The organism is Ruegeria sp. CDSC025 (assembly GCF_059610805.1).
Map to the genome: position 1 here is coordinate 411,667 of NZ_JBXWOJ010000003.1, position 24,937 is coordinate 436,603.

Annotated in this window: 21 protein-coding genes and 1 tRNA gene; 21 read left to right on the forward strand and 1 reads right to left on the reverse strand. The window is 57.7% G+C overall.

The genetic code is table 11. The annotated features are described in order from the left end of the window. Positions 1-58: 58 nt before the first annotated feature. The 19 genes from AC2FH8_RS07530 to AC2FH8_RS07620 all read left to right on the forward strand — a co-directional run bounded on the left by AC2FH8_RS07530 (position 59) and on the right by AC2FH8_RS07620 (position 20,442). Positions 59-1,735, forward strand: coding sequence for a cytochrome D1 domain-containing protein (locus tag AC2FH8_RS07530; protein WP_271948614.1), 1,677 nt, complete (start codon positions 59-61; stop codon positions 1,733-1,735). A gap of 123 nt (positions 1,736-1,858) precedes the next feature. Beyond that, positions 1,859-3,643, forward strand: a complete 1,785-nt coding sequence (locus tag AC2FH8_RS07535) for a NapC/NirT family cytochrome c (protein ID WP_496689122.1) — start codon at positions 1,859-1,861, stop codon at positions 3,641-3,643. A 53-nt stretch (positions 3,644-3,696) separates the two neighbouring features. Beyond that, positions 3,697-4,104 carry a cupredoxin domain-containing protein gene (locus AC2FH8_RS07540; RefSeq protein WP_281972618.1) on the forward strand — a complete coding sequence of 136 codons (408 nt, stop codon included), beginning with the start codon at positions 3,697-3,699 and terminating at the stop codon, positions 4,102-4,104. A 189-nt stretch (positions 4,105-4,293) separates the two neighbouring features. After that, positions 4,294-5,055, forward strand: a complete 762-nt coding sequence (cobA, locus tag AC2FH8_RS07545; RefSeq protein ID WP_271948622.1) for a uroporphyrinogen-III C-methyltransferase — start codon at positions 4,294-4,296, stop codon at positions 5,053-5,055. Further along, complete coding sequence (locus tag AC2FH8_RS07550; protein WP_271948625.1) at positions 5,048-5,398, forward strand: c-type cytochrome; 351 nt, start codon at positions 5,048-5,050, stop codon at positions 5,396-5,398. The genes cobA and AC2FH8_RS07550 overlap by 8 nt, the downstream gene beginning before the upstream one ends. Next, the gene (locus AC2FH8_RS07555) at positions 5,395-6,540 is read left to right on the forward strand and encodes a cytochrome D1 domain-containing protein (RefSeq protein ID WP_496689125.1); all 1,146 of its coding nucleotides are present in this window, start codon (positions 5,395-5,397) and stop codon (positions 6,538-6,540) included. Before AC2FH8_RS07550 ends, AC2FH8_RS07555 begins: the two co-directional genes overlap by 4 nt. A 3-nt stretch (positions 6,541-6,543) precedes the next feature. Next, the gene (gene ahbB / locus AC2FH8_RS07560; RefSeq protein ID WP_142635236.1) at positions 6,544-7,533 is read left to right on the forward strand and encodes a siroheme decarboxylase subunit beta; all 990 of its coding nucleotides are present in this window, start codon (positions 6,544-6,546) and stop codon (positions 7,531-7,533) included. Then, positions 7,530-7,979, forward strand: a complete 450-nt coding sequence (locus AC2FH8_RS07565) for an Lrp/AsnC family transcriptional regulator (protein ID WP_142635234.1) — start codon at positions 7,530-7,532, stop codon at positions 7,977-7,979. Before ahbB (AC2FH8_RS07560) ends, AC2FH8_RS07565 begins: the two co-directional genes overlap by 4 nt. After that, positions 7,976-8,476, forward strand: a complete 501-nt coding sequence (ahbB, locus tag AC2FH8_RS07570) for a siroheme decarboxylase subunit beta (RefSeq protein WP_496689127.1) — start codon at positions 7,976-7,978, stop codon at positions 8,474-8,476. The genes AC2FH8_RS07565 and ahbB (AC2FH8_RS07570) overlap by 4 nt, the downstream gene beginning before the upstream one ends. Continuing rightward, entirely contained in the window at positions 8,464-9,678 is a 1,215-nt protein-coding gene (gene nirJ, locus AC2FH8_RS07575; protein ID WP_496689129.1) for a heme d1 biosynthesis radical SAM protein NirJ, read from the forward strand. Before ahbB (AC2FH8_RS07570) ends, nirJ begins: the two co-directional genes overlap by 13 nt. Further along, entirely contained in the window at positions 9,653-11,206 is a 1,554-nt protein-coding gene (locus tag AC2FH8_RS07580; RefSeq protein WP_496689131.1) for a cytochrome D1 domain-containing protein, read from the forward strand. Before nirJ ends, AC2FH8_RS07580 begins: the two co-directional genes overlap by 26 nt. Before the next feature lie 58 nt (positions 11,207-11,264). Continuing rightward, positions 11,265-11,426 carry a hypothetical protein gene (locus AC2FH8_RS07585; RefSeq protein ID WP_334223305.1) on the forward strand — a complete coding sequence of 54 codons (162 nt, stop codon included), beginning with the start codon at positions 11,265-11,267 and terminating at the stop codon, positions 11,424-11,426. A gap of 598 nt (positions 11,427-12,024) precedes the next feature. Next, the gene (locus AC2FH8_RS07590; protein ID WP_281995293.1) at positions 12,025-14,148 is read left to right on the forward strand and encodes a NosR/NirI family protein; all 2,124 of its coding nucleotides are present in this window, start codon (positions 12,025-12,027) and stop codon (positions 14,146-14,148) included. Between the two features lie 14 nt (positions 14,149-14,162). Next, positions 14,163-16,070: a TAT-dependent nitrous-oxide reductase gene (nosZ, locus tag AC2FH8_RS07595; protein WP_271948637.1), complete on the forward strand. Its 1,908-nt coding sequence runs from the start codon at positions 14,163-14,165 to the stop codon at positions 16,068-16,070. Between the two features lie 3 nt (positions 16,071-16,073). Further along, complete coding sequence (locus AC2FH8_RS07600) at positions 16,074-17,330, forward strand: nitrous oxide reductase family maturation protein NosD (protein ID WP_496689133.1); 1,257 nt, start codon at positions 16,074-16,076, stop codon at positions 17,328-17,330. Continuing rightward, positions 17,320-18,213 (forward strand): ABC transporter ATP-binding protein, encoded by an 894-nt coding sequence (locus tag AC2FH8_RS07605; protein WP_496689135.1) that lies wholly within the window; start codon positions 17,320-17,322, stop codon positions 18,211-18,213. The genes AC2FH8_RS07600 and AC2FH8_RS07605 overlap by 11 nt, the downstream gene beginning before the upstream one ends. Further along, positions 18,210-19,031 carry an ABC transporter permease gene (locus AC2FH8_RS07610; protein ID WP_271948643.1) on the forward strand — a complete coding sequence of 274 codons (822 nt, stop codon included), beginning with the start codon at positions 18,210-18,212 and terminating at the stop codon, positions 19,029-19,031. The genes AC2FH8_RS07605 and AC2FH8_RS07610 overlap by 4 nt, the downstream gene beginning before the upstream one ends. After that, entirely contained in the window at positions 19,028-19,543 is a 516-nt protein-coding gene (locus AC2FH8_RS07615; protein WP_142635212.1) for a nitrous oxide reductase accessory protein NosL, read from the forward strand. Before AC2FH8_RS07610 ends, AC2FH8_RS07615 begins: the two co-directional genes overlap by 4 nt. Then, on the forward strand, positions 19,540-20,442 hold the full coding sequence (locus AC2FH8_RS07620; RefSeq protein ID WP_496689137.1) for an FAD:protein FMN transferase: 903 nt from the start codon (positions 19,540-19,542) through the stop codon (positions 20,440-20,442). Before AC2FH8_RS07615 ends, AC2FH8_RS07620 begins: the two co-directional genes overlap by 4 nt. 387 nt (positions 20,443-20,829) lie before the next feature. Here AC2FH8_RS07620 and AC2FH8_RS07625 read toward each other — a convergent pair. Further along, positions 20,830-20,919, reverse strand: a tRNA-Ser gene (locus AC2FH8_RS07625). A gap of 495 nt (positions 20,920-21,414) precedes the next feature. Between AC2FH8_RS07625 and AC2FH8_RS07630 the strand changes: the two genes are divergently transcribed. Both AC2FH8_RS07630 and AC2FH8_RS07635 read left to right on the forward strand, forming a co-directional pair. Then, positions 21,415-22,206 carry a FecR family protein gene (locus AC2FH8_RS07630; protein ID WP_246097172.1) on the forward strand — a complete coding sequence of 264 codons (792 nt, stop codon included), beginning with the start codon at positions 21,415-21,417 and terminating at the stop codon, positions 22,204-22,206. Between the two features lie 181 nt (positions 22,207-22,387). Further along, a complete protein-coding gene (locus tag AC2FH8_RS07635; RefSeq protein ID WP_496689139.1) occupies positions 22,388-24,508 on the forward strand; it encodes a CHASE2 domain-containing protein in 2,121 nt (706 codons plus the stop codon). The last annotated feature ends 429 nt before the right edge of the window (positions 24,509-24,937 follow it).

Below are 24,937 nucleotides of genomic sequence, written 5' to 3' on the forward strand. Positions count from 1 at the left end.
AGCACCCTTGCGCGATGCCCCACGCTTGGACCGCCTCACCAGCAAATGGAGAGTGATCATGTCACTTGGAATCAGCTATACCAAAACGGGCCGCGTCTTCGGGGTCGGTTTGGCGATGTTGCTGGGCAGTGTCGCTGCACCAGCTTTCGCCGAAGAGCCAACTTTGAACGAAGAAGCGTTTGAAGCGTCCAAACAACTTTACTTTGAACAATGCGCGGGGTGCCACGGTGTCTTGCGTAAAGGCGCCACTGGCAAGAATCTTGAACCGCATTGGAAGAAAACCGCAGCTGACGGCGCCGTGACCGAAGGCGGCACACTTGCGCTTGGGCAAGAGCGGCTTGAGAAGATCATCGCCTGGGGCACCGAAGGCGGGATGAACAACTTCTCGGACATCATGTCCGAGCAGGAAATCAAAGACATGGCGACTTACATCATGATGGAGCCGCCCAAACCACCTGAAATGTCGCTGGACCAGATGATGGCGACCCGCAAGGTATATGTTGAAGAAGAGGACTACCCAACCGAGCCGATGCATGGCCGTAACTGGGAAAACTTCTTTGTTGTTATCGAGCGTGACGTCGGCAAAGTCGCTGTTATCGATGGCGACACCAAAGAGGTGCTGACACATATTCCGACCGGCTATGCGGTGCACGTTCTGAAAGCATCCGAACACCATTCGCTGGAAGAGCCGGAACAGCCCGGTCGCTTCTGGTACACCATGGGCCGCGACGGCAAGATGACCAAGATCGACCTCTGGCAGACGCCGGACAAGATGTTGGTTTCCGAAGTCAAGATCGCGTATGACGCGCGCGACGTAGCCGTTTCCGGCGACGGTAAATATGTCATCGGTGGGGGCTATTGGCCGCCGCACTTTGCAATCGTAGACGCCCAGACGATGGAGCCGGTCAAGGTTGTATCGACCCGCGGCGTGAACGTGGACGGGGACTATGTGGAAGAGGCTCGCGTGGCCGCTATCTACACAACTCCGAATGAGCCGACCTGGATCGTTGCCGTCAAAGAGCTGGGGCAACTGTGGCAAGTAGATTATACTGATCTAGACAATCTGCGGATCGACAAGATCGACAGCGCCAAATTCCTGCATGACGGGTTCTTCGATCCGACGGGCCGGTATTTCCAGATCGCTGCAAACGCATCGAACAAGATGGTGGTTGTAGATACCGAGACCCACAAGCTTGAGGCGATGATCGACACGGCCGCGTTGCCGCATCCCGGTCCGGGCGCTAACTGGATTGACCCGAATTGCGGACCGGTAGCTGGCACAACCCACCTCGGGGTTGGCACCGTGACGGTCTGGGGCAACGACCCCGAAAACCGACCCGATGACGCCTGGAAGATCTGCTACGAAGTGGAAACAGACGGTCCGGGCCTATTCGTCCGTACGCATCCGGAATCGGACTATATCTGGGCTGACCAGACCAAACACCCGGAACCGGAAGTGCAGCAATCTGTGCAGGTCATCTCGAAAGAGACCGGCGAGATCGTGAAAACCATCCAGATCACCGAAGACGAAGGCAGCGCCGCTGTTCACTTTGAATTCAACGCGGATGGAACCGAGGTCTGGGTGTCCAAGTGGAACCTGTCGGATTCAAAAGAACCCAACGGTCAGATCGTGATCTTTGACGCCAAGACATTGGAAGAGATCGGTCGCATCGAAGGGCTGTACGCCCCGACCGGCAAGTTCAACGTCTACAACCGGTCGAACCACGTCACCTGACGGGTTTCGATCAACTCGGAGCAGGGCGGGCCCCTCGCCCGCCCTGTCCTTGTTTCATCCATCAGCCGAATGCGCAGGCCTGACACGCCGCGCCAGTCAACACAGCCAAAACGGAGCCCGGACATGACCTCCGATCCAGATAAGAAACCACCGATCTGGCGTCGGTATTTCCTGTGGGGAATGCCTGTGGCCGGTATTGCCGCTGCCTTTGCCGCCGGGATCGTCTTTTGGGGTGGGTTCAACACCGCCATGGAAGCCACCAACACCAAAGAGTTCTGTATCTCGTGCCATGAGATGCGCGATTTCGTCTATGAAGAATACACCGGGACCATCCACGATGTGAACCGATCGGGGGTCGGGGCGGTCTGTTCCGACTGTCACGTACCCAAGGACTGGACCCACAAGATGATCCGCAAGATCAAGGCGTCCAAAGAACTGTATGGCAAGGTGGTTGGCTCGATCAGTACACCCGAGAAGTTCGAAGCTAAGCGTATCCATCTGGCGATGAATGAATGGGAAAGGATGAAGGCTACAGATTCGCGCGAGTGCCGCAACTGCCACGACTTTGAATCGATGATGCCCGAGTTCCAGCGCCCCCGCGCGCGCCAGCAACATTTGAACGCAATGGAGACAGGCCAGACCTGTATCGACTGCCACAAAGGGATTGCGCATTCGAACATCCGCGACAGGGCCACAGATGAATATCTGGAACAGATTGAAGCCCCGAATCCTGATTTCATCCGTGCAATTCCGCCAGAATACCTGGCCAGTCTCGACCGTGTAGAAGCCAAGGAGGCGGCTGAGGCCGAAGCCGAAAAATCGGCCAAGACAGCACAACAAGAGGCGGTGCAAGCCCAGATCGCAGCCGCTGTGGACGCTGCAGTCGCCGAAGAACGCGCCAAATCAAGCGGTGAAGAATCTACAGCCCCGGCAGGCGGTGGCAGCGATATCGGAGGCGATATCGACTGGACCAGCATCGCAAGCGCGGATCTGAAGCTGTTTTATCCCGGTCAGGCTTCGTTTGAATGGGTTCAGAATGGCAAGTTCCACGGCGGCGCCCGGCCACTGACAAAAGGTGGCGACCAATGTTCGACTTGTCATGCCAAGGAATTGGACATGATTGGAAACAAGATCGTCGCAGGCGGCGAGCTGGAACCAACCCCGATCCCTGGAAAACGTGGTGTGATCGACGCAACTGTTCAGGCGGCCCATGATGCCGAAAACCTCTATATCCGCCTGCAATGGCCGGATGCAGGTCACAATCCTGCACCATTTGTGGATGGCGGGAAGATGGACCCGGACAACCAGATCAAGGTCGCCATGATGATCACCGGAACCGGGATCGAAATGGGGGATCAGGTGGGCTGCTGGGCCTCGTGCCACGCGGACAACACCTATATGCCGTTTGACCCGGGTGCAGATGCGATTGTCGCCAATGGCGATGTTGCAGGCCGCCTGGCCGCTCAGGACACTGTGACCAAATATATCAGCGAAAGCCGCACCGAGGTCGAAGTCAAAGGCCGGCGCGGGAAAGCTCTGGGTGGCTGGGACAAATTGCAGGCCGAAGCGCAGATCGCGCAATATCTGGATGACGGCACCTATCTGGATCTGATGCGCGTCTATGCCGATGGCAGCGCCAGCAACGGCTATCTTCTGGAACAGCGCATAGTCAATGATGGCGAAATCGCCGCCTCGGCCAACTTGTCGGGTGGTATTTGGACCGTCACGTTCTCGCGGCCCTTAAACTCGGGCGCACCGGGTGATGTGCCATTGGAACCGGGCAAGACCTATACGGTCGGCTTTGCAATCCACGATGACTTTGCCGCGGCACGATTCCACCACGTAACGCTGAACACAAGCTTCGCGCTGGACGACGACAGTGCCAATATCAACGTGGTCGAGCAATGACTGATGGGGCCGGGTAAACCGGCCCCAAAGTATTAGGTATGGAGACTTGGACGATGAAGATCCGCCTACTTCTTCCTGCATTTCTGGCTTTGGCGTCACCTGCGGTGGCCGCTGACGAAGACACAGCTGAGATCTGCGCCGAGGCAGAAACCCGCTACGTGGATCTGTTCGGTCAGCCGTCTTCAGATGTGGAAGATGCAGAGGTTGTGCTGATGTACAAATACAATTTCTGCCCAGCCCAACTGACGGTCAAAGCGGGGACCACAGTGCGTTGGGTGAACGTAGACAAACGCACCAGCCATAGCGTCCTGCTGAAAGATGGCAGCAAAGCCGAGAGTGACCGCCTGTTCCCCGAGGAATTTGTTGATCTGACATTTCTTGTTCCCGGCGCCCAGGATTACCTGTGCGGACCACATTGGGAGACACAGAACATGTTCGGAATGGTCACCGTAGAGCCCTGATAAGCGGCACGCTGAAAGATGCGCGGGCGCAATTCCCGTGCTCCTTAACTTAAGTCAAGGAGGTCGGTTTACCTGTGCGCCAACTTGTTTCCATGACACGCCCGGTTCCCCCAGCAACGTTCCATATTCGCGCATGGAAACGACCAAAACACCGGGTTCCGAAGACATTCAGAACAAGCGAGTTTGCACATGAGCGGTAAGGTTTTTCTGATTGGTGCCGGCCCTGGTGATCCCGAACTGATCACCATGCGCGCCCTGCGTATGCTGCAGGAGGCGGACGTGGTGGTCTATGATCGCCTTGTTTCGGATGAAATTCTGGCCATGCACACCGAAGGCGCGCGGCTGATCGCCGTCGGCAAGGCCCCCAAGTGCCACACTGTTCCTCAGGATCGCATCAACGAAATCCTGCTGGAACACGCACGCGCAGGTCACGTTGTGGCCCGGCTGAAAGGCGGGGATCCGATGATCTTTGGTCGCGGCTCGGAAGAGGCCGCTTTTCTGATGGCACACGGTGTTACGGTCGAATACGCACCGGGCATCACGGCGGCACAAGGCGCATCCTGTTCGACCGGCGTGCCCCTGACCCATCGCGGACTGGCGACCTCGGTTCAATATGTCACCGGGCACAGGCAGTCCGACAAAGTTCTTGATCTGGATTGGAAACGACTGGCGGACCCGGATACGACGCTGGTCGTCTATATGGGCGTGGCCAATATCGGCCAGATCGCCATCGGCTTGATGACCGAGAACCTACCCGGATCCACCCCGGTCCTGGCTGTTGGGCAGGCCACCAGTGCCTCTGAACGCCGCCTTGTATCCCGACTGGACCAGATTGCCGCGGATGCGCGCAAGGCGGATCTGAAGGCTCCTACCTTATTCATTATCGGAAAGGTCGTTTCGCTTTATGCCAATCAGGCCCTGACCGAGATTTTGGAGCGGGCGCATGGGTAGCCTGGCGCATATGGACCGCAAGCAGCCGGGCTGGGCCGCGCATACTGTTCTGACTGCCGTCGTTCTGGTTGCCACTTCCGCTCTGGCCGCTGACGCCATCGACCCAACCGCCCTGAAACGGTTGGTCCACCAGGATTGCGGCTCGTGCCACGGATTGTCCCTGAAAGGCGGGCTTGGTCCTGATCTGCGACCGGAAACTCTGGAACATTACGAGGCGGACGTCCTGACGGGGGTCATACTGGACGGCATCCCCGACACGGCTATGCCCCCCTGGCGCCCCCTGATCAGCGAAGAAGAGGCCGAATGGATCGCCCGATACCTGCTGGAACAGGAGGCAAAATGAAACAACTTGCCCTTGGCATCGTTGCCCTAATGATGATGACACCTGCCAATGCAGACCCCACCGCCACCGGAGATCTGGGCCTTGTGATCGAACGGGCAAAAGGGTCGGTCTTATTGGTGGACCAGTCGGACCGGGCCGCATTGGCACGGATCGAAGGGTTGGGCGATCTGTCCCACGCCTCCCTAGTCTATTCACCCGACGAACGCTTTGCCTATGTTTTTGGCCGCGATGGCGGGCTGACCAAGGTTGATATAGTGACCCGTCAGATTGCAAATCGGGTCGTGCAGGCTGGCAATGCCATTGGCGGCGCGATTTCGGATGACGGCCAACTGGTTGCGGTGTCAAACTATGAGCCGGGTGGCGTACGCGTGTTCGACGCGGATACGCTGGAACTGGTTGCCTACATCCCCACCGACAGCAAAACCATAGGTCTTGTCGATGCGCCGGGCCGTCGGTTCGTGTTTTCCATGTGGGACACGGGCGAGACCTGGATTGCTGATTTCGCAAATGGCGCGCCCGAGATCACAAAGATCACCGATATGGGTAAGAACCCCTATGACGCGCTGATCACCGCCAATGGTCGCACTTATATCACCGGTCTGTTTGGTGAGGACGGGCTGACCGCACTGGACCTATGGGCAGACAATCCAAAACCGATCCGCGTGCTGCCGGGCTATGGGCGCGGACAGGAAGAGATGCCGGTATACAAGATGCCTCATCTTGAGGGCTGGGCACTGACGGATCGCGAATTTGTCCTGCCCGCGGTCGGCCACCATGAGGTTCTGTGGATTGACGCCGAAACCTTGACAGAAACAGGCCGCACCCAAACCCATGGTCAGCCGGTCTTTGCCATGGCGCGCCCGGACGGGCGACAGGTCTGGGTGAATTTTGCCCATCCATTGAACGATACAATTCAGGTCATCGACAGCGTCAGCAAACAGGTCATCCACGAATTCTCTCCGGGCCCTGCCGTCCTGCATATGGAGTTCACGGCACGCGGGCATGAGGTCTGGATCAGTGTCCGCGACGCCAACAAGGTCGTGGTCTACGACACGCATAGCTTTGAAAAGCTGCGCGAGATCGCGGCGGACAGCCCCTCGGGTATCTTTTTCACCGCCCGCGCGCACAGGACAGGGTTGTAACCCATGCAACATATCACTGACCCGATCGACCGTCGCCTGCTGGACGATTTTCAGCGCGAATTTCCGATTATCGACCGCCCGTTTCAGCCAGTGGCCAAGGCGCTGGGGCTGGACGAAGCTGAAGTGCTGAACCGTCTGGCGCGAATGCGTTCGACCGGCCGGATCACCCGGGTCGGGGCCACGATCACTCCGGGCGCGGTGACGGCCAGCACTCTGGCCGCGGTGGCCGCACCCGAGGAGCATCTGGAGGACATTGCCGCCCTGATCGACGCAGAGCCCGGTGTGAACCACAATTATCAACGTGAGGACAAATGGAACCTCTGGTTTGTAGCGACCGGCCCTGATCGCGCGCATGTGGACGCCACTCTGGCCCGGATTGGCCTGCAAACCGGTTTGCAGGTTTTGGACTTGCGTCTGGTTCGGCCGTTCAATGTTGATTTGGGCTTTCGAATGACAGGCAAGCAACGCAACGTACCGGCACCGCGCAAGGTGGACTGTTCCGTTCTGCAAAAGGGTGATCGCTCATTGATGCAGGCGCTTAGTTCCGGCTTACCGCTGGTTTGCGAACCTTACGCAGCACTGGCCGCCTCTTTGGACCGTAAACCAGAGGACGCCATGACGCGGATCCGGATCTTACACGAGGCTGGAATTGTCTCGCGTCTTGGCGTGATCGTAAGACACCGGGCACTGGGCTGGTCGGCCAATGCGATGGTGGTCTGGGATATGCCAACTGATCAGGTCGATCGTGCCGGGCCTGCGCTGGCAAAATACCCTGGCGTGACACTGTGTTATGAGCGTCGACCCGTTGAAAACATCTGGCCCTACCGCCTGTATTCCATGATCCACGCCCGCTCGCGCAGCGAAGCGCGAAACGTCCTGGCCGGGGCTGCGGCATTGCCTGAGCTGTTTGGCGCGCAGCACAAGGTGTTGTTTTCGACGCGCTGTTTCAAACAGACCGGCGCGCTGATCCAACCCAAGGAGACGGCGGCATGACCCTGGACGAAACTGATCGGGCAATCCTGAACCGAATGCAGGACGACTTACCTCTGACCTCACAACCCTATGCGATGGTGGCCCAAGAACTGGGGATTTCGGAACAGGATCTGTTGGTTCGCCTATCACGGATGAAGGATGACCGGGTCATCACGCGCTTTGGCCCGTTCTTTGACGCAGCCGCGATGGGCGGGGCTTTTTGCCTATGTGCCATGGCCATACCGACAGAGGCATTTGAATCCGTCCTGACCAAAGTCAATGCGCATCCCGAAGTTGCCCATAATTATGAACGTACGCACCGGCTGAACATGTGGTTCGTGTTGGCCACCGAAACGCCCCAAGGGATTGAGGCCTGCGCCGATGCGATCGAACAAGAGACGGGGATCGAAGTTCTCAGATTTCCCAAGTTGCAGGAATTCTTCATTGGCTTCCGGGTGGCGGCATGATCGACGCAAAAGACAGACTGATTATCGAGGTTCTGCAGGGCGGATTGCCCCTGGTGCCTTCGCCCTACGCTCGGGTTGCTGAAAGCCTTGGGATGGACGAACAAGCGCTGCTGTATCGCCTCGCAGAACTTAAGGCGCGCGGCGTTATACGTCGTATCGCCGCAGCCCCGAACCACTACAAACTGGGCATGACTTCGAACGGCATGACAGTCTGGGACGTCGATGACAGTCAAATCGCTGATTTGGGGGCACATATTGGCGGTCTGCCTTTTGTCACCCATTGCTATGAACGTCCACGTGCCCTGCCCGACTGGCCTTACAACCTGTTCGCCATGGTCCATGGCAAAGACAGGGGTGAAGTCGAAGAAAAACGGGCCGAGATTGCCGGTATTCTGGGCAGTGCCTGCCGGGGCAAGGACATCCTGTATTCAACGCGCATCCTGAAAAAGACCGGGCTGCGCCTGAAACCGAAAGGCCAAACGCCATGTTCCGCCTGACTGAATACATGCAGCAACTGGTCACCCCGACCCTCGCGCGCAAGCGCCGCCCCGGCCCGGTTAAGCCGGTGGTCATCTGGAATCTGACCCGGCGCTGCAACCTGAAATGCCGCCATTGCTATACTGTTTCGGCGGACGTCGCGTTCCCGGGTGAGCTCAGCCACGAGCAAGCCATGGTAACCCTTGAGGATCTCGGCCAATTTCGCGTCCCGGCCCTGATCCTCTCGGGGGGGGAACCGCTGGATCGGTTCGATTTCTTTGATATCGCCAACCGGGCGCGCAAGTTGGTGCCGATGCTGGCGCTGTCGACGAATGGCACGCGGATTTACGATGAAACCGCTGATATGATCGCTGATGTCGGCTTTAACTATGTCGGCATATCACTTGACGGGATCGGGGCCACAAACGACTGGTTCCGAGGTGTCGAGGGCGCCTTTTCAGATGCCCTGCGCGGCGTGCGCGAGTGCAAGAAACGCGGCATCAAGGTCGGTTTGCGATTCTGTTTGACCGAGGGCACACAGCACCATCTGCCCGATCTCCTGCAGTTGTGTGATGATGAGGGGGTCGACAAATTCTACCTGTCTCATCTGGTTTACGCCGGTCGCGGCGACAAGAACAGAGGCGAGGATGCCGAGCATCTGCGCACGCGCAAAGGTCTGGATCTGTTATTGGACCGTGCGTGGGAGGCTGCCTCGGGCGGGCGCCCGCTGGATATCGTCACCGGCAATAACGATGCCGACGCCGGATATTTTCTGAACTGGGTCAGGACGCATTTTGATGCCGAAAAGACCTCGCATATACGTGCGCATTTGGCGGCCTGGGGCGGGAACTCCAGCGGGTTGGGGGTGGCCAATATCGACAATCTTGGTCGGGTCCATCCCGACACCTACTGGTCAGATTACACGGTCGGGAATGTGAAAACGACGCCGTTTTCCGAGTTGTGGACCGGGGACGACAAGATGCTGGCCATGCTGCGCACTCGCCCACGTCCGCTGAAAGGGCGCTGTGGAGTTTGTCAGCTCAGGGATGTTTGCGGTGGCAACACGCGCATTCGGGCCCTGCAACTGACGGGCGATCCCTGGGCCGAGGACCCGGCCTGTTACCTGTCAAACGATGAAATTGGCGTGGATAAAGCGGGCAAACGCCTGCAGGTCACACCTTTCCGGGGGAAAAGCCATGATCCGGCGCATCAGTTCTTTTAGGGCTCGGACGCTTGGAACACTGTGTGCGCTTCTGCTGAACAGCGCCGCATGGGCCGACGCCCAGTCCGACTATGCCGAACATTGTGCGTCCTGCCATGGTGACACCCGGCTGGGCGGTGTTGGTCCGGCCTTGATACCCGAAACGCTAAAACGCATGCGCGGGCCGCGGGTTGCCGCCGTGATCACCGAAGGGCGCACCGCCACCCAGATGCCAGCCTTTGCGCATAATCTGAACGCCCTGCAGATTGAGGAGTTGGCAGGTTGGCTGAAATCCCCGCTCGAGACCGCCCCGGACTGGGCCGAGGCAGACATCATGGCCAGCCGTACGCTGGACGCAGACTATGTCGAGATTGATGCGCCCGTTTGGTCCAGTGATCCGATGAACATCACGTTGGTGGTGGAAACCGGAGACCACCATGTCAGCGTTCTGGACGGTGACACATTTGAGGTTTTGGACAGATTTGAAACTCCTTTTGCCGTTCATGGCGGCCCAAAGTTCAGCCCCGATGGGCGTTACGTGTTCATCATGTCCCGCGATGGCTGGGTCCAGAAATATGACATCTGGGCGTTGCGACAGGTGGGTCGCGTGCGGGCGGGACTAAACAGCCGCAACATTGCCATGTCAGGCGATGGCAAATGGCTGGCGGTGGCGAATTACCTACCCAACAGCCTGACCCTTTTGTCCACCCGGGATCTTTCGGTGGCAAAAGTGATCGAGATTAAAAGCAGGAAAGGTAATCCCAGCCGCGTTTCGGCCGTTTATCAAGCTCCGCCACGGGAAAGCTTTGTGCTGGCCTTGAAGGATGTGCCAGAGATTTGGGAGGTCTTCTATGGCGCCAATCCACCCCAATCCGGGCTGGGACACGATTTTCGTATCGAAGGGCAGTTCAAGAACCCTAACCCTTTCCCAGTACGCAAGATCACTACGCCCGACTATCTGGACGATTTCTTTTTCGACCAGACTTATGAATACGTCATGGGCGCATCTCGCGACGGGAACGGCGGTCAGGTGATTGATCTGGTCATTGGCCAAAAAGTGGCTGACCTGGATCTGCCCGGCATGCCGCATCTGGGATCCGGGATTACCTGGCGGCGCGGCGATACAACTGTGATGGCAACGCCGCACCTGACTGATGGCACCGTCTCGGTGATCGATATGGAGACATGGGAAACGGTCAAGCGGATCAAGACCGAAGGGCCGGGGTTTTTCATGCGCAGCCATGAAAACTCGCCATATGTCTGGGCCGATGTTTTCTTTGGGCCCAACAAGGATGTGATGCATGTGATCGACAAGCAAAGCCTTGAGATCGTGCGGACCCTGCGCCCAGCGCCGGGCAAAACCGTGGCCCATGTGGAATTCACCAAGAACGGAAGCCATGCGTTGGTTTCGATCTGGGAAGATGACGGCGCGGTGATCATCTATGATGCAAAAACACTGGAAGAGGTCCGCCGTCTGCCGATGCGCAAACCTTCGGGAAAGTACAATGTCTGGAACAAAATCACCTTCTCGGAAGGAACCAGCCACTGAGGGCAAATGGCCGGTGTGGAAACTGGCCATATTGCTGTATCCAGCGTCTGCGCTGACCGTGGCCATAAACCTTTTTCTGGCTGGCCTGATCGCCAACAGCGCCGGATTCGGAGTGATTGAGCCTGTCACCGCCATCCTGTGGTCAATCCCATTGGGTGTACCTGCCTGCTGGTTTGCAGGGCGCTGGGTACGCAGTTTGATGGACGAAGCAGACGGCTAAGTCGGATTCTCCAAAGGCCTAACCGAAGTCAAGTATCTGCTTTCGGGAATCTCTTAGGACTTGGGAAAGATCACCGAGTTGGATTCTCCATGCCCGCCCATAATCCTTTGCACATTTCAGCTGTTTGCGCGTCCCGCGCAGCTTGTGCGGTGGCAGGTATAATCCTTCTGCTTTTGCAGCTGCTTAGCCCGGCGCTGGCGAGTCCCGGGCAAAGCATGTGGGTTGAGATCTGCTCGGAGGGCGGCGCGGTCTGGGTCGAGGTTGATCTTGAAAAAGGCGATGCAGACCCGACCGCACCTTGCCCCAAATGCGCCGATTGCGCGCTGTGCGCCGTGACCGGTGCCGCACCTCTGCCCATGCCGCTGGAAGTGACGCAACGAGGAAGGGTTCAATTCTTATCTTGCCAAAACAACAGGTCCTTCGATCTAAATGGCTCTGACCGGCTGTGGCCAGAAACCCGGGGTCCTCCCCCTGCAGCAGAATTTAAAACCGAACGCGCCCCGCGCGCGTCCATGGCGTCCACCCCAATCATTGGAGGTGCGCCGTGGTCGTAAGTCGCGCAATCCATTTCCTGCTGGCCTTTTTTCTGTCCTGCCTGATGGCGATCAGCGCACATGCCGACAGCCTAGCCAGTTTTCTGCCAGAACTTGAGCCCGCGGACCTGATCCCCGGCGCCGAGGCATTTGGCCCGATCAGAAAAGACATTCCGGTTGCGCCTATCCTGAAAGGGGGCAAAACGATTGCCTGGGCCTTTCTGACCTCGGATTTCGTGGGCACCACAGGCTATTCCGGCAAACCCATTCACGTCGTTGCAGCGATCGACAATGATGCGGTGCTTACTGGCGTTAAGCTGGTCAAGCATTCGGAACCCATCGTACTGATCGGGATTCCGAACGCACGCATGGTCGAACTGACCGAAGGCTACGCCGGCCTGGACCTTAGGGTTGAGGCTGAAACAGGCGGTGAGGGCCATGACCTCGACATTATCTCGGGCGCGACTGTCACAATCATGGTGATCGACGACAGTCTCGTGCGTGGCGGCATCAAGGTAGCGCGGGCGTTGGGGTTGGGTGGCTTGTCACCGCTGCAGGCCGACGGGCCAAAGCGCGAAGTCGATATGGCACAAGACGCCACTTATGACTGGACAACGCTTTCGGGTGACGGCTCGGTCCGACGCCTGACACTGGATGTCGGTCAGGTCAACGCTGCGTTCGAGGCCACCGGCGACCAGCGCGCCATCAGGCGCCGTGAACGGGGCGCGCCCGACGACACCTTCATCGATATGCATCTGGCGTTGGTTTCAGTCCCGTCGATCGGCAAGTCGCTGCTGGGCGAGGCCGAGTATCAAAACCTGACCGAGTGGCTGGGCGAGGGCGAGCAAGCCATCCTGGTGCTGGGTCGTGGCGCCTATAGCTTCAAGGGGTCAGGCTATGTACGTGGCGGAATTTTCGACCGTATTCAGCTGATTCAAGGTGATAATTCGGTACGCTTCTTTGATAAACAGCAAGAGCGTCTGGGCAGAGTTGCGGCCGCCGATGCGCCCAGTTTCACCGAGCTGGATATCTTCAAAATCCCCGCTGAGGCAGAGTTTGATCCGGCCGAACCGTTCCGCCTGCAACTGTTGGTGCAACGCGCCGTCGGTGCGGTTGAAAAGACGTTCCTGACCTTCGATTTGGGCTACAAACTGCCTGAGCAGTACCTGTTGCCAGTCGTAGCCCCCACCGTTGTGGATGACGCCACAGGTGAAGCCGCCGCCAAAGCCGCTCTTTGGAAACGTATCTGGAAGGATCGCACAGTCGAGATTGCCGGTCTGGGCGTCATGCTGCTGATACTGACCGCGACGTTCTTCTTCCAGTTCCACGCCACGATGAACGCCCGGGTCTTTTACTGGTTCCGCATCGGGTACCTGACGCTGACACTGTTCTTCATCGGTTGGTACGCCAATGCGCAGCTGAGTGTGGTGAACCTGATGGCACTAGCGGGCAGTGTGCGCACCGGTTTCAGCTGGGATGCTTTCCTTCTGGACCCGCTGGTCTTCATCCAATGGTTCGCCGTAGCTGCCGCCTTGCTGTTCTGGGGGCGCGGCGCCTATTGCGGTTGGTTGTGCCCGTTTGGTGCCCTGCAGGAACTGACCAACAAGATCGCACGGGCACTGAAAGTGCCGCAATGGACCCTGCCCTGGGGTCTGAATGAACGGCTGTGGCCTGCGAAATACATGATCTTCCTTGGGCTCTTCGGTCTTAGCTTTGTGTCGATCCCGCTGGCCGAGAAATATGCCGAGATCGAGCCGTTCAAGACCGCGATCATTCTGAAATTCATGCGCGACTGGCCTTTCGTGGTCTTTGCGCTGCTGCTGCTGGGGATCGGGCTGTTCATCGAACGGTTCTATTGCCGCTATCTCTGCCCGCTGGGTGGGGCGCTGGCGATCCCGGCCCGAATGCGCATGTTCGACTGGCTACGCCGCTACAAGGAATGCGGCACCCCCTGTCAGACCTGCGCCAACGAATGCCCCGTTCAGGCAATCCACCCCACCGGTGAGATCAATCCGAACGAGTGTGTCACCTGCTTGCATTGTCAGGTGCTCTACCAGTCCGAGGACAAATGTCCCGTCGTTATCCGCCAACTGAAACGGCGGGCCAAGACAGGGTCGGTCGATCTCAAGACCCCACTCGGACAACCACCGGCGAACCATCCAAACGCCAAACCGAAAACCGTTTCCTAAAAGGAGGAACGATCATGTCGGAACATGACAACAAACTAACCGTCACACGCCGCGGTATGCTGGGGGCGACCGCCACTGGCGCCGTGCTAGCCGGAACCGGTCTGGGATCAACCCTGATGACCGCAAAACAGGCCAGCGCCGCGGCCAACGCCAATCTCGAACCTGGTGAGTTGGACGAATACTACGGTTTCTGGTCCTCGGGTCAGACCGGTGAGCTGCGCATTCTGGGCTTCCCGTCCATGCGCGAGCTGATGCGGGTGCCGGTGTTCAACCGCTGTTCGGCCACCGGTTGGGGTCAGACCAATGAATCGCTGAAGATCATGACCGATGGCCTGCTGCCGGAAACCAAGGAATTCCTCGCCAAGCGCGGCATGAAAACCTACGATAACGGTGACCTGCACCACCCGCATATGTCGTTCACCGACGGCACATATGATGGCCGTTACCTGTTCATGAACGACAAGGCCAACACCCGCGTCGCCCGCGTACGTTGCGACGTGATGAAATGCGACATGATCACCGAAATCCCGAACGCCAAGGCGATCCACGGTCTGCGTCCGCAGAAATTCCCGCGCACTGGTTATGTCTTTGCCAATGGCGAAGATGAAACTCCATTGGTCAATGACGGCACTGTGCTGGACGATCCGTCGCAATACGTGAACATCTTCACCGCGCTGGACGGCGACACCATGGAAGTGGCATGGCAGGTGATCGTGTCGGGCAACCTCGATAACACTGACTGCGACTATCAGGGCAAATACGCCTATTCGACCTCGTACAACTCGGAAATGGGGATGAACCTGGCCGAGATGACCGAGAACGAGATGGACCATGTTGTTGTCTTCAACCTCGCGGAAATCGAAGCGGGTATTGAGGCGGGCGACTATCAGGAACTGAAAGGCGTCAAAGTTCTGGACGGCCGTAAGGGTCAGAACAAGAAATACACCCGTTACATCCCGATCCCGAACTCGCCGCACGGCATCAACACTGCGCCTGACGGCAAGCATGTCTGCATCAATGGTAAACTGTCGCCGACCGTATCGATCATGGACGTCACCAAACTGGACGCTCTGTTCGAAAGTGATGCCGATCCACGGTCCTGCATCGTGGGTGAGCCGCAGCTGGGTCTTGGCCCGCTTCACACTGCTTATGACGGCCAGGGCAACGCGTTTACCACGCTATTCCTGGACAGTCAGATCGTGAAGTGGAACCTCGACAAGGCAATCGAGGCTTACGGCGGCGCCGATGTTGACCCGATCATCTCGAAAGTCGATGTGCATTATCAGCCGGGCCATAACTCGACCACCATGGGTGAAACCAAGGAGGCTGATGGCAAGTGGCTGATTTCGATGAACAAGTTCTCGAAAGACAGGTTCTTGAACACGGGTCCACTTAAGCCTGAGAACGAGCAGCTGATCGATATCTCAACCAACGAGATGAAGGTGGTTCACGACGGGCCGACCTTTGCCGAGCCGCATGACTCGATCATGGTGCGCGCTGACATCGTCAACCCGGTCAACGTCTGGGACCGTAACGACATCACCTGGGAGGACGCCCGCAAACAAGCTGAGGCCGATGGCATCGATCTGGAAGACGGCGCCGAAGAACCAATCCGGGACGGCAACAAGGTGCGGGTCTACATGACTTCGCAGGCCCCGACCTTCAGCCTTGAGAAGTTCACCGTCAAACAGGGTGATGAGGTGACGGTTTACATCACCAACCTGGATGACGTGGACGATGTGACCCACGGCTTCTGCCTGGGCAACTACGGCATCGCGATGGAAGTGGCACCGATGGCGACCGCTTCGGTCACCTTCACTGCCGACCGTCCGGGCGTGCACTGGTTCTATTGTCAGTGGTTCTGTCACGCGCTGCACATGGAAATGCGCGGCCGGATGCTGGTCGAACCGGCGGGGGCATAACCCATGCGATGGTCCCTGCTCATACCGCTCCTGCTCGGCTCGCCCCTTTGGGCGGCGGATTGGGATGTGCCCAACCAGGCGGGGGCCATCAATGAAACACTGGCGCAGGCGGCGGATGGAGACACCCTTCGCCTGAGCCCCGGTGTCTACTCTGAGACATTGGTTCTGGACCGGCCCATCATTATTGACGGGCAGGGGCAGGCCACCATTGACGGACAAGGCGTCGGCAGCGTCATCACCGTGACCGGACCGGGCGTGACCGTACGCGGTCTGACAGTGATTGGTTCGGGCTCGAGCCATGATGGGATCGACAGTGGCATTCAGCTGGTCAAAACGGCCCATGCGCCGGTGATCGAAGGCAATGTGTTGCTGGGCAATCTCTATGGCATCGACATCCACGGCGCCAAGGACAGCGTCGTGCGCGGCAACCGGATCGAAGGGCGTCAGGACAAGCGGATGAATGACCGCGGCAACGGCGTCTATGTCTGGAACGCACCGGGTGCGCGGGTCGAAGACAATGATATCCGGTTCGGGCGCGATGGGATCTTTGTGAACTCGTCCAAGAAGAACACCTTTACTGGAAACCTGTTCCGCGACCTGCGGTTCGCGGTGCACTACATGTATGCCGACGACTCGGTGGTCAGCGATAACGTCTCGATCGGCAATGATCTGGGCTATGCGGTGATGTTCACGACCAATGTCAAAGTCACCGGCAATGTGTCGATTGATGATCGCGAACATGGTGTGATGCTGAACTACGCCAACAAGAGCGTGATTTCCGGGAACGTCGTTAAGGGTGCAAAGGAGAAATGCACCTTCCTGTATAACTCGAACAAGAACGAATTCACCGACAACTGGTTCGAGGGTTGCGGCATCGGCATTCACTTCACTGCTGGGTCAGAACGTAACCGTATCGTCGGCAACGCCTTTGTCGGAAACCGGACTCAGGTGAAATACGTTTCGACCAAGTGGGTCGAGTGGTCTGAAGACGGGCGCGGCAATTACTGGTCCGATTTCGCCGCCTATGATGTGGATGGCAACGGCGTCGCTGATGCCCCTTATCGCCCCAATGACTCGATGGACCATGTGCTGTGGACCCAACCCGCAGCCAAGCTGCTGCTCGGCTCCCCTGCCGTGCAGCTGGTGCGCTGGTCGCAATCAGCCTTCCCGGCACTATTGCCGGGGGGTGTGATGGACAGCAATCCATTGATGCGAGCCCCTGAACCCTCAGCTATGAAAAAGGTGCCTCATGACGGATAAGGCCCTGACGATAAACAACGTCTGTAAGGACCGAGGCAAATCCCGCGTTCTTGACGACATCACCCTGTCTCTTGCCCCTGGTCAGCGCGTGGCGCTACTGGGCCATAACGGCGCCGGCAAATCGACCCTGATCAAATCCATCCTTGGCCTGATCCCGATTGAGGGCGGAGCCATTCGAATCGGAGACGCCACACCCGGCAGCGCACAGGCGCGGCGGGATACGGCGTACTTGCCCGAGGCGGTGTCCTTCCACCCGGCGCTTACGGGCCGGGAACAGCTGACTCTGTTCGCGCAGCTCTCGGGGTCCAAGGCCGATGTACCCGGCCTGCTGGAACGTGTTGGCCTCAGCGACGCGCTGGACCGACGGATCGGGACCTACTCCAAGGGGATGCGGCAACGTCTGGGATTGGCGCAAGTGCTGCTGGGCCAGCCGAAAGTGGCATTGCTGGACGAGCCGACGAGCGGACTGGACCCGATTTCTCGGCAGGATCTGTACGCCATCATCGACGAACTGGCCGCAAAAGGCACCGCCGTCCTGATCGCATCGCATGCCCTGACTGAGGTCGAGGCCCGCACAGACCGGATCGCAATCATGCGCGGGGGCCGGATGGTGGCCGATGACACGTTAAACAACCTTTCGGCGCTGGCGGGTCTGCCAATCCGCCTGAAGGTGCGCGCCAGCTCTAACCCTGACGCCTTGGCCGCCAAACTGGGCGGCAGCCGGATCAATGGCGCGTCCGTTGAGTTGCTCTGCACCGTCGACGACAAGATGGAGGCCCTGCGCCGGATCGCCGGATTGGGCGATGCGGTGGCAGATGTGGAAATGACACCTCCCAAGCTGGAAGATCTCTATCGCTACTATGCACAGGAGAAGAGGCCATGACCCGCTTCCTCGCCATCACCCGCACTGAAATGTTGATCTTGCGCCGCAACCGCTGGCTGCTGATGGCGACACTGATCATGGTGTTATTCGCGCTGGCACTTACCTTTGCAGGCAGTGCACCCACAGGCACGCTTGGCGTAGATATGCTGACTGTCTCGGTTGCCTCGATGACGACGCTGTCGGTCTATCTTGCCCCCCTACTGGCTCTGATGATTGCCTTTGACGCCATCGCAGGCGATGTGGACCGGGGCAGCTTATCGCTGCTCTTGTCCTATCCCGCCGGGCGCGGAGAAATCCTGTTGGGAAAATTCACCGCCCATTTGTCGGCGCTTGCCTTTGCGATGACCATCGGTTTTGGCACGGCTGGCGCGGTGGCAGCATGGTTCGGTGGCGCCGGTCCAGAAAGCCTGTTGGCTCTGGTCCGTCTTATCCTCACTTCGATCGTGCTGGGCGCCGTGTTTCTGGCATTGGGATACTTGCTGTCCGCCCTGGCAAAGGGGGCCACGGCGGCAGCAGGTCTCTCGGCCGGGCTCTGGCTGGTTTTTGTCGTCCTCTATGATCTGGGCCTGTTGGGGGCCGTCGTCATGGACAAGGGCGGCACCTTCACTCAATCCGTCTTTCCATGGGTGATGGTGGCCAACCCGGCCGACGCTTTCCGTCTGTGGAATATCGCCGCAACCGAGGGCGTCGCGATGGCATCCGGCATGACCGGCGCAGCGCAGGCTCTGCCCGTCTGGGCCGCCCCGTTGTCTTTGCTGATCTGGCCCCTGCTAGGCCTTGCACTTGCCCGGCTCGCGTTCCGAAGGGTCGAGCCATGAAGCGTCTTTTCCTGATTGCTCTACTCGCCCTGACTGCCTGTAAGGAAGAACAGATTGCCGCGCCTGACCCGGTCGATCTGACGCCAGACGCACTCAGCTTTTTTTGCCAGATGAATATTGCTGAACATGGTGGTCCCAAAGGACAGATTCACCTCGACGGCTATCCCACACCACTGTTTTTTGCGCAGGTTCGCGACATGGTTGCCTATCTCAAAAGCCCCGAACGCGAGGCAGCCATTGTTGCAATCTATGTCAGCGATATGGGAACCGCCCCAAGCTGGCATCAACCAGGTCAATCCAACTGGATCAATGCCGAAGGTGCGACTTTCGTCGTCGGGGCCAATGTCGCCGGCGGCATGGGCGCGCGCGAGGTCGTGCCCTTTGCAGACCCGACCGACGCGGACAGCTTCATCATCCTGTACGGAGGGTCCGCTTTGCCCCTGACTGACATACCCGACGCCGAAGTGCTTGGCCCCGTCGATCTGGACCTGAAACTGGAGACACCAGCATGAGCCGTTTGTCCCGACGTCGTTTTCTGATCATGTCTGCGGCATGCGCCGCGCTACCGGCGGTCGCATCTGGCGCACCAGTCGCGCATTGGCGTGGCATCGCGCTGGGGGCCAGGGCCAGCCTTGACCTTGTTGGCCTTTCTGAGGCAGAGGCGGCGCCCCTGCTGTCATCAATCGAGGCTGAACTGAACCGGCTGGAAGATATCTTTAGTCTGTACCGATCGCGATCACAGATTTCAGAGCTGAACCGAAGCGGATTGCTGCAGCAACCAGCCCCCGAACTGTTGAATGTACTGAGCCTGTGTTCGACCCTTCACAGTGCATCAGACGGGGCTTTTGACCCCACAATACAACCCGTCTGGAGGGCGATGGCCGCGCGCGCCAGCGCATCTGAATTGACTGCCGCCCAAGAAACTGTCGGCTGGCACCGAGTCCGATATGACGCTGATGCGATCCAGCTGCCGGAGCCCGGTGTCTCAGCCTTGACATTGAACGGTATCGCACAAGGCGCAATCACCGATCGCATTGCGGCGCTGTTACGGTCCTTTGGCTTACGCGATGTTCTGGTTAACATGGGAGAAATCGCGGCAATGGGTCAGCGAGGTGACGGGCAAGACTGGCGGGTCGGCCTTGCTGGTCACAATAATCAAGCCCTCAAGAAGATCACTTTGCGAGAACGCTCAGTAGCCACATCATCGGTTGCAGGCACACTCTTGCCGGGCGACCACGGCCATATCCTGAACCCATTCGGCCCAAGCCCAAGCAACCACACTGTTTCCGTTTCCGCACCCAATGCAGCCTTAGCTGACGGTCTGTCCACAGCTCTTTGCGCCGTCCCAAAGGAATGGACCGGTAGAATTCTGCAGAGTTTTCCATTGGCCAGTTTGGAGTTGAGCGGATAATCCGCAGTCTGTTCCAAGGCAGTCAAATCGGCAAATTGGACCTGTCCGCTGAATCAACTTTACCGGTGGTCAACCTTTCGAGCGCCAGCAGCCTCATACCGAACAGTCATCCGAATTCAGAAACACCCCGGTAGTGCCGGCTCTTGCAACACCAACGGTACCGATTTCGGTGGTTTTAGCGGATTTGCCGACAATCCAGGCACCAATGGTCGATCACGAGAGCAAGCTTCGAACCTACCGCGTCCCGCGAGGATTTCGAAGGGCCGGGTCATTGAGTGCTGGAAACGGAACACCCGACCTTCCGATCACGTTATTTCTTGGCGGATGTGGCGGGTAAAGCCTTCAAAACGTGTAAGCCATCACAAAAAACATCATATGAAGATTTGGTGGCGGAGACGAAGGGATTCGAACCCTCGAGACCCTTCCGGGCCTACTCCCTTAGCAGGGGAGCGCCTTCGACCACTCGGCCACGTCTCCGCTGGCCGGTGTATTCGATAAGCGCCAAGAAATACAAGGGACCTCGTGAAAAAATCTTCAAAAAGTCAAATCCATGATGTCTATGGCTTTCGGGCTTGATCAAAGGCAGCCGCGAAACGTCACCCGCAATGCGTGTCTGCCGGGCCTTCCATAAGGCGATCAGACCCAAGAGACGTCGGCTGGGAAAGCGAGCGACGGCCCAACGAAACACTGATTTGAAAAGGGCCCTGTCCGAAACACCGGCAATGTACAAACAGAGAGTTTCCGAAGCTCCGGGTCAGCCCAATTAGGTGGGAATTTTCTCCAGCTTCATAGAAAACTTGCCAAACACATAGGCATTAAGGCATATTTGCTTAGATTTTTTACAAATAATACAAAGAAATAAATTCCACGAGGCACAGACCGGGCAGCGGGCGCATTGCGCTCTGGAATAACCTTGGGGAAGGGATAATTAGTTTGGTCTGGTTAAGAGTGTTGTGTGTTTCCTGTTGTGTTTTGATACTGCCGTCGCAGATCCTGGCCAACATTGGTACTGTCGTAAGCGTCAAACAAGGCGCAGAAATTACCCGAGCCGGGAATTCCCGGCCACTGCTTGAAGGCATGGAAGTTGCCTCGGGTGATTCCATATCCACAGACAGCAGAGGGGTAGTTCAGCTGATCTTTGTTGACGAAACGAAGATCGCGATAGGGCCTAATGCAAAGATGGCGCTGGATGTGACCATGTTGCGAAACAAGAAGAAGGCCAAGAATTTTGCCGTTCAGGCCTTGGGTGGAAGCTTTCGTTTCATCTCGGGCAACAGCAGAAAACGTGCCTATTCCATCCAGACCCCCACAGCGACAATGGCTGTGCGTGGGACCATATTCGACATGTGGGTTGTGCCTGGCACCCAAAGCTCGATGCTGGTGCTGGAAGGCACCGTGCAGATGTGCGGCCTGAAAGGCGGCTGCAGATCAACTGGACGTCAATGCAGCCTGTTTGCCACCAGTCAAAAAGGCAAGGTGGGCCGCCCGGCCGATCAGGCACAGTACGACGAAGCAGTGAAAAATGGATTTCCGTTCATTCAGTCACAGGAACGGCTTTTGAGTCCGCTGCGCGTGAATATCGAAGGCTGCGCCGGAGAATCAGCACCAGTGCAGCCCATCGAAAAATCCGACGCTCCCGAGCCCCGCCCAGCGCCCCCGCAGCGGCAAGCGGTGAAGGCTTCGGTAGCATCTGCACCCGTTGAGGCGCCCAGTATAGAAGGCGGTGCAGCGCCGGATACGAAACCGAATAGACCTGTTAACTGAGCATCGGCTGATATGGGTAATCGGTAATGTCGGGCAGTGAAAGCGACCACTGTCTTCGGAGGCAACCGTGACGGTTAAGTCGAAAGAACGGAGCACTCGCCGCAGGGGTTTTCGCCTTGTGGGTTTGTGCCTGATCCTGTTTGGATGCTTTGTCAGGGTCATAGATCCGTTTCCCGTGCGCATGACTCGGCTAATATATTTCGACATCCTTCAGCGGATGGCCCCACGCGATTACACCCCCGACCTGCCTATCCGTGTTGTCGACATAGACGAACAGTCACTAGCCAACTGGGGGCAATGGCCGTGGCCGCGCAATCTCATGGCTCAGATGGTTGAAAACCTCGGCCAAAATGGCGCTGCGGTCATCGCTTTTGACATGCTGTTTGTCGAACCCGACCGCTATTCGCCTGCTCGATTATTGGAAGACCCTGCGTTGGCCGAGGTGCTCTCGGTCGATGAAGACGCCCAAAACCTGGACAACGATGTTTTTTTCGGAGCCGAAATCGCCAAATGGCCGGTTGTTCTGGGTGTAGCGGCCCGTGTGGCCGATGATGGTCAGCCCGTCATATCCAAGGCGGGGATCATCGAGATCGGTGAGTCTCCGACCTCAGGACTCGTCCAGGTTCCGCATTGGACTCCTCCTGCTCCGCCACTTTATTCAGATGCAACAGGCATTGGGGGCGTGAATGTCTCACCACTTGGTGGGACCGGTGTGGTCCGCCGGGTCCCGGTACTTTGGGGGGGACCGGATGGCGCCCTGCCAAGCCTGGGAATTGAGGCCCTTCGGGTGGCCTTGGGGGAAACAGTCCTTTTCGCCGAGGGCGCGTCCGATGAATCCGGTGTCATGCTGGCGCTTGAACTGGGCGATTTTCGATTGCCAACAACTCAGAACGGCGAAGTCTGGATCCGGTACAGGCGAGACCGGCCTGAACTGTATGTTTCTGCCAATGACGTTATGACGAATCCGGATGATCCTGCGCTGCGGTCCCGGATCGAAAACCAGATTATTCTTGTTGGCACCTCTGCGGCGGGTCTGTTTGATATGCACCAGACCTCGCTCGGAGAATCCGTGCCCGGCGTCTCGATCCACGCGCAGTTACTTGAACAGGTCCTAACGGGCGAAATGCTCAGCCGATCCGATGTGACCGCTGCGCTTGAGTTGGTCTCATTCGTCTTACTGGGGTTAGTGGTCGTCGCCGTCATGTCCAGCTTTGGTGCGGTCGCATCCTTCATTGCGGGTGGCGTATCTGCAGCCGTAGTTGTGCTGATCAGCTGGATGGCCTTTCAAAATCAACTCGTATTATTTGATGCAACCTTCCCACTTGCTGGTGGGATGGCGAATTTCGGGCTGTTGGCCGGATATCTATTCATTTCGACCGAGCGCGAGAAAAGAGCGATCCGAAAGATTTTTTCTCACTATGTCGCTCCTGAAATTTTGGATGAAATGGAAGGCTCGGACCATCAGTTGGTCCTTGGTGGAGAAACACAAGAGATCACCGTCATGTTCGCCGACATCCGTGGATTTACCCCGTTATCCGAGTCGGTTTCGGCCACGGAGCTCGTCGCCATTCTGAATGAGCTGTTTTCACAGGTCGGAGATCAGATTTTGCACGAGCGAGGCACAATCGACAAATTCATCGGCGACGCAGTCATGGCGTTCTGGAACGCTCCGCTTCCGGTCGAAAATCATCCCTGTCGCGCTGCACGGGCAGCCTTGATGATGCGCGGTGCATTGGCACAGTTCAATAGGTCCGAAATCATGCGCGAACGGCCACCCATTGCGCTGGCCACTGGCTGCGCGACAGGACAGGCCTGTGTGGGCAATATCGGGTCGCGGCGGCGGTTCAATTATACTGTGATCGGAGATGTGGTTAACGTCGCCGCCAGGATCGAACAAAGCTGCCGACATGTCGACTATGACATCCTGGTTTCGAATTCAGTTTACATTCTAGGCAAACAAGAGTTGGCGATGTTGGAAGCTGGGTTTGTGGACCTGAAAGGAAAAAAGAACCTGGAGCCCGTTTACATATTGATTGGCGATCAGGACATGCTCGACAGCGAGGCATTCCAGAACTTACGCGATGCGCATGCTCAACTTTTGTCGGCCATACGTGCGCGTGAACCGCTGGAGCGCACCGATGAGCTGCGCCAAAACTGCATCGACATTGCCAAAGAAATCGAACCCGGTCTTCTGTCCTTTTATCGCGCGCTGTCTGGGCGCACTGCGGATTTTCTGTCCGATGTCCAATCAAACAAGCTGTTGTTCAGTCATCACGCCCGTGAAGGACAAAATCTGGCCTAGCGGACCCAGAGCCATTGCAACTTTCAAGCGAGCATGTGAACCCCATAGAACCGCCCTGAAGCAGGCGCGGAAGTTGGGGAACCATATTGCTAAAGCCAAATCATCCATCCTGAACTTGGCTCCTTACTTCTGGCCTGAAGAAACTGGATCAGCACCTTACTGCACCGAGCTGACCATGTTGGGTGCTCATCGTGAAACAGACGCCATTATGGCCTATGTTCCGACTATTCTGACCTTGTTTGGCGCCCACACGCTTACCGAAGCAATCAAAAATGGCACGTCACCGAAAACGCGTTTTTCGCCCCCAAACACAGACCAGCCTGCGGTCTCCTGGGCATTTGCGGGGTCGGGCTTCTAAGCAACCTGACCCGCAAGAAAGGGCTGTACGATTTTCTTGAAACAGCCGGATCTCTGCACTCTCTCGGGGTT

What these genes read in the sequence shown, in the direction of transcription:
- AC2FH8_RS07530 (WP_271948614.1), top strand. Translation starts at nt 59, where the DNA reads ATGTCACTTGGAATCAGCTATACCAAAACGGGCCGCGTCTTCGGGGTC.
- AC2FH8_RS07535 (WP_496689122.1), top strand. Translation starts at nt 1,859, where the DNA reads ATGACCTCCGATCCAGATAAGAAACCACCGATCTGGCGTCGGTATTTC.
- AC2FH8_RS07540 (WP_281972618.1), top strand. Translation starts at nt 3,697, where the DNA reads ATGAAGATCCGCCTACTTCTTCCTGCATTTCTGGCTTTGGCGTCACCT.
- cobA (WP_271948622.1), top strand. Translation starts at nt 4,294, where the DNA reads ATGAGCGGTAAGGTTTTTCTGATTGGTGCCGGCCCTGGTGATCCCGAA.
- AC2FH8_RS07550 (WP_271948625.1), top strand. Translation starts at nt 5,048, where the DNA reads ATGGGTAGCCTGGCGCATATGGACCGCAAGCAGCCGGGCTGGGCCGCG.
- AC2FH8_RS07555 (WP_496689125.1), top strand. Translation starts at nt 5,395, where the DNA reads ATGAAACAACTTGCCCTTGGCATCGTTGCCCTAATGATGATGACACCT.
- ahbB (WP_142635236.1), top strand. Translation starts at nt 6,544, where the DNA reads ATGCAACATATCACTGACCCGATCGACCGTCGCCTGCTGGACGATTTT.
- AC2FH8_RS07565 (WP_142635234.1), top strand. Translation starts at nt 7,530, where the DNA reads ATGACCCTGGACGAAACTGATCGGGCAATCCTGAACCGAATGCAGGAC.
- ahbB (WP_496689127.1), top strand. Translation starts at nt 7,976, where the DNA reads ATGATCGACGCAAAAGACAGACTGATTATCGAGGTTCTGCAGGGCGGA.
- nirJ (WP_496689129.1), top strand. Translation starts at nt 8,464, where the DNA reads ATGTTCCGCCTGACTGAATACATGCAGCAACTGGTCACCCCGACCCTC.
- AC2FH8_RS07580 (WP_496689131.1), top strand. Translation starts at nt 9,653, where the DNA reads ATGATCCGGCGCATCAGTTCTTTTAGGGCTCGGACGCTTGGAACACTG.
- AC2FH8_RS07590 (WP_281995293.1), top strand. Translation starts at nt 12,025, where the DNA reads ATGGCGATCAGCGCACATGCCGACAGCCTAGCCAGTTTTCTGCCAGAA.
- nosZ (WP_271948637.1), top strand. Translation starts at nt 14,163, where the DNA reads ATGTCGGAACATGACAACAAACTAACCGTCACACGCCGCGGTATGCTG.
- AC2FH8_RS07600 (WP_496689133.1), top strand. Translation starts at nt 16,074, where the DNA reads ATGCGATGGTCCCTGCTCATACCGCTCCTGCTCGGCTCGCCCCTTTGG.
- AC2FH8_RS07605 (WP_496689135.1), top strand. Translation starts at nt 17,320, where the DNA reads ATGACGGATAAGGCCCTGACGATAAACAACGTCTGTAAGGACCGAGGC.
- AC2FH8_RS07610 (WP_271948643.1), top strand. Translation starts at nt 18,210, where the DNA reads ATGACCCGCTTCCTCGCCATCACCCGCACTGAAATGTTGATCTTGCGC.
- AC2FH8_RS07615 (WP_142635212.1), top strand. Translation starts at nt 19,028, where the DNA reads ATGAAGCGTCTTTTCCTGATTGCTCTACTCGCCCTGACTGCCTGTAAG.
- AC2FH8_RS07620 (WP_496689137.1), top strand. Translation starts at nt 19,540, where the DNA reads ATGAGCCGTTTGTCCCGACGTCGTTTTCTGATCATGTCTGCGGCATGC.
- AC2FH8_RS07635 (WP_496689139.1), top strand. Translation starts at nt 22,388, where the DNA reads ATGACTCGGCTAATATATTTCGACATCCTTCAGCGGATGGCCCCACGC.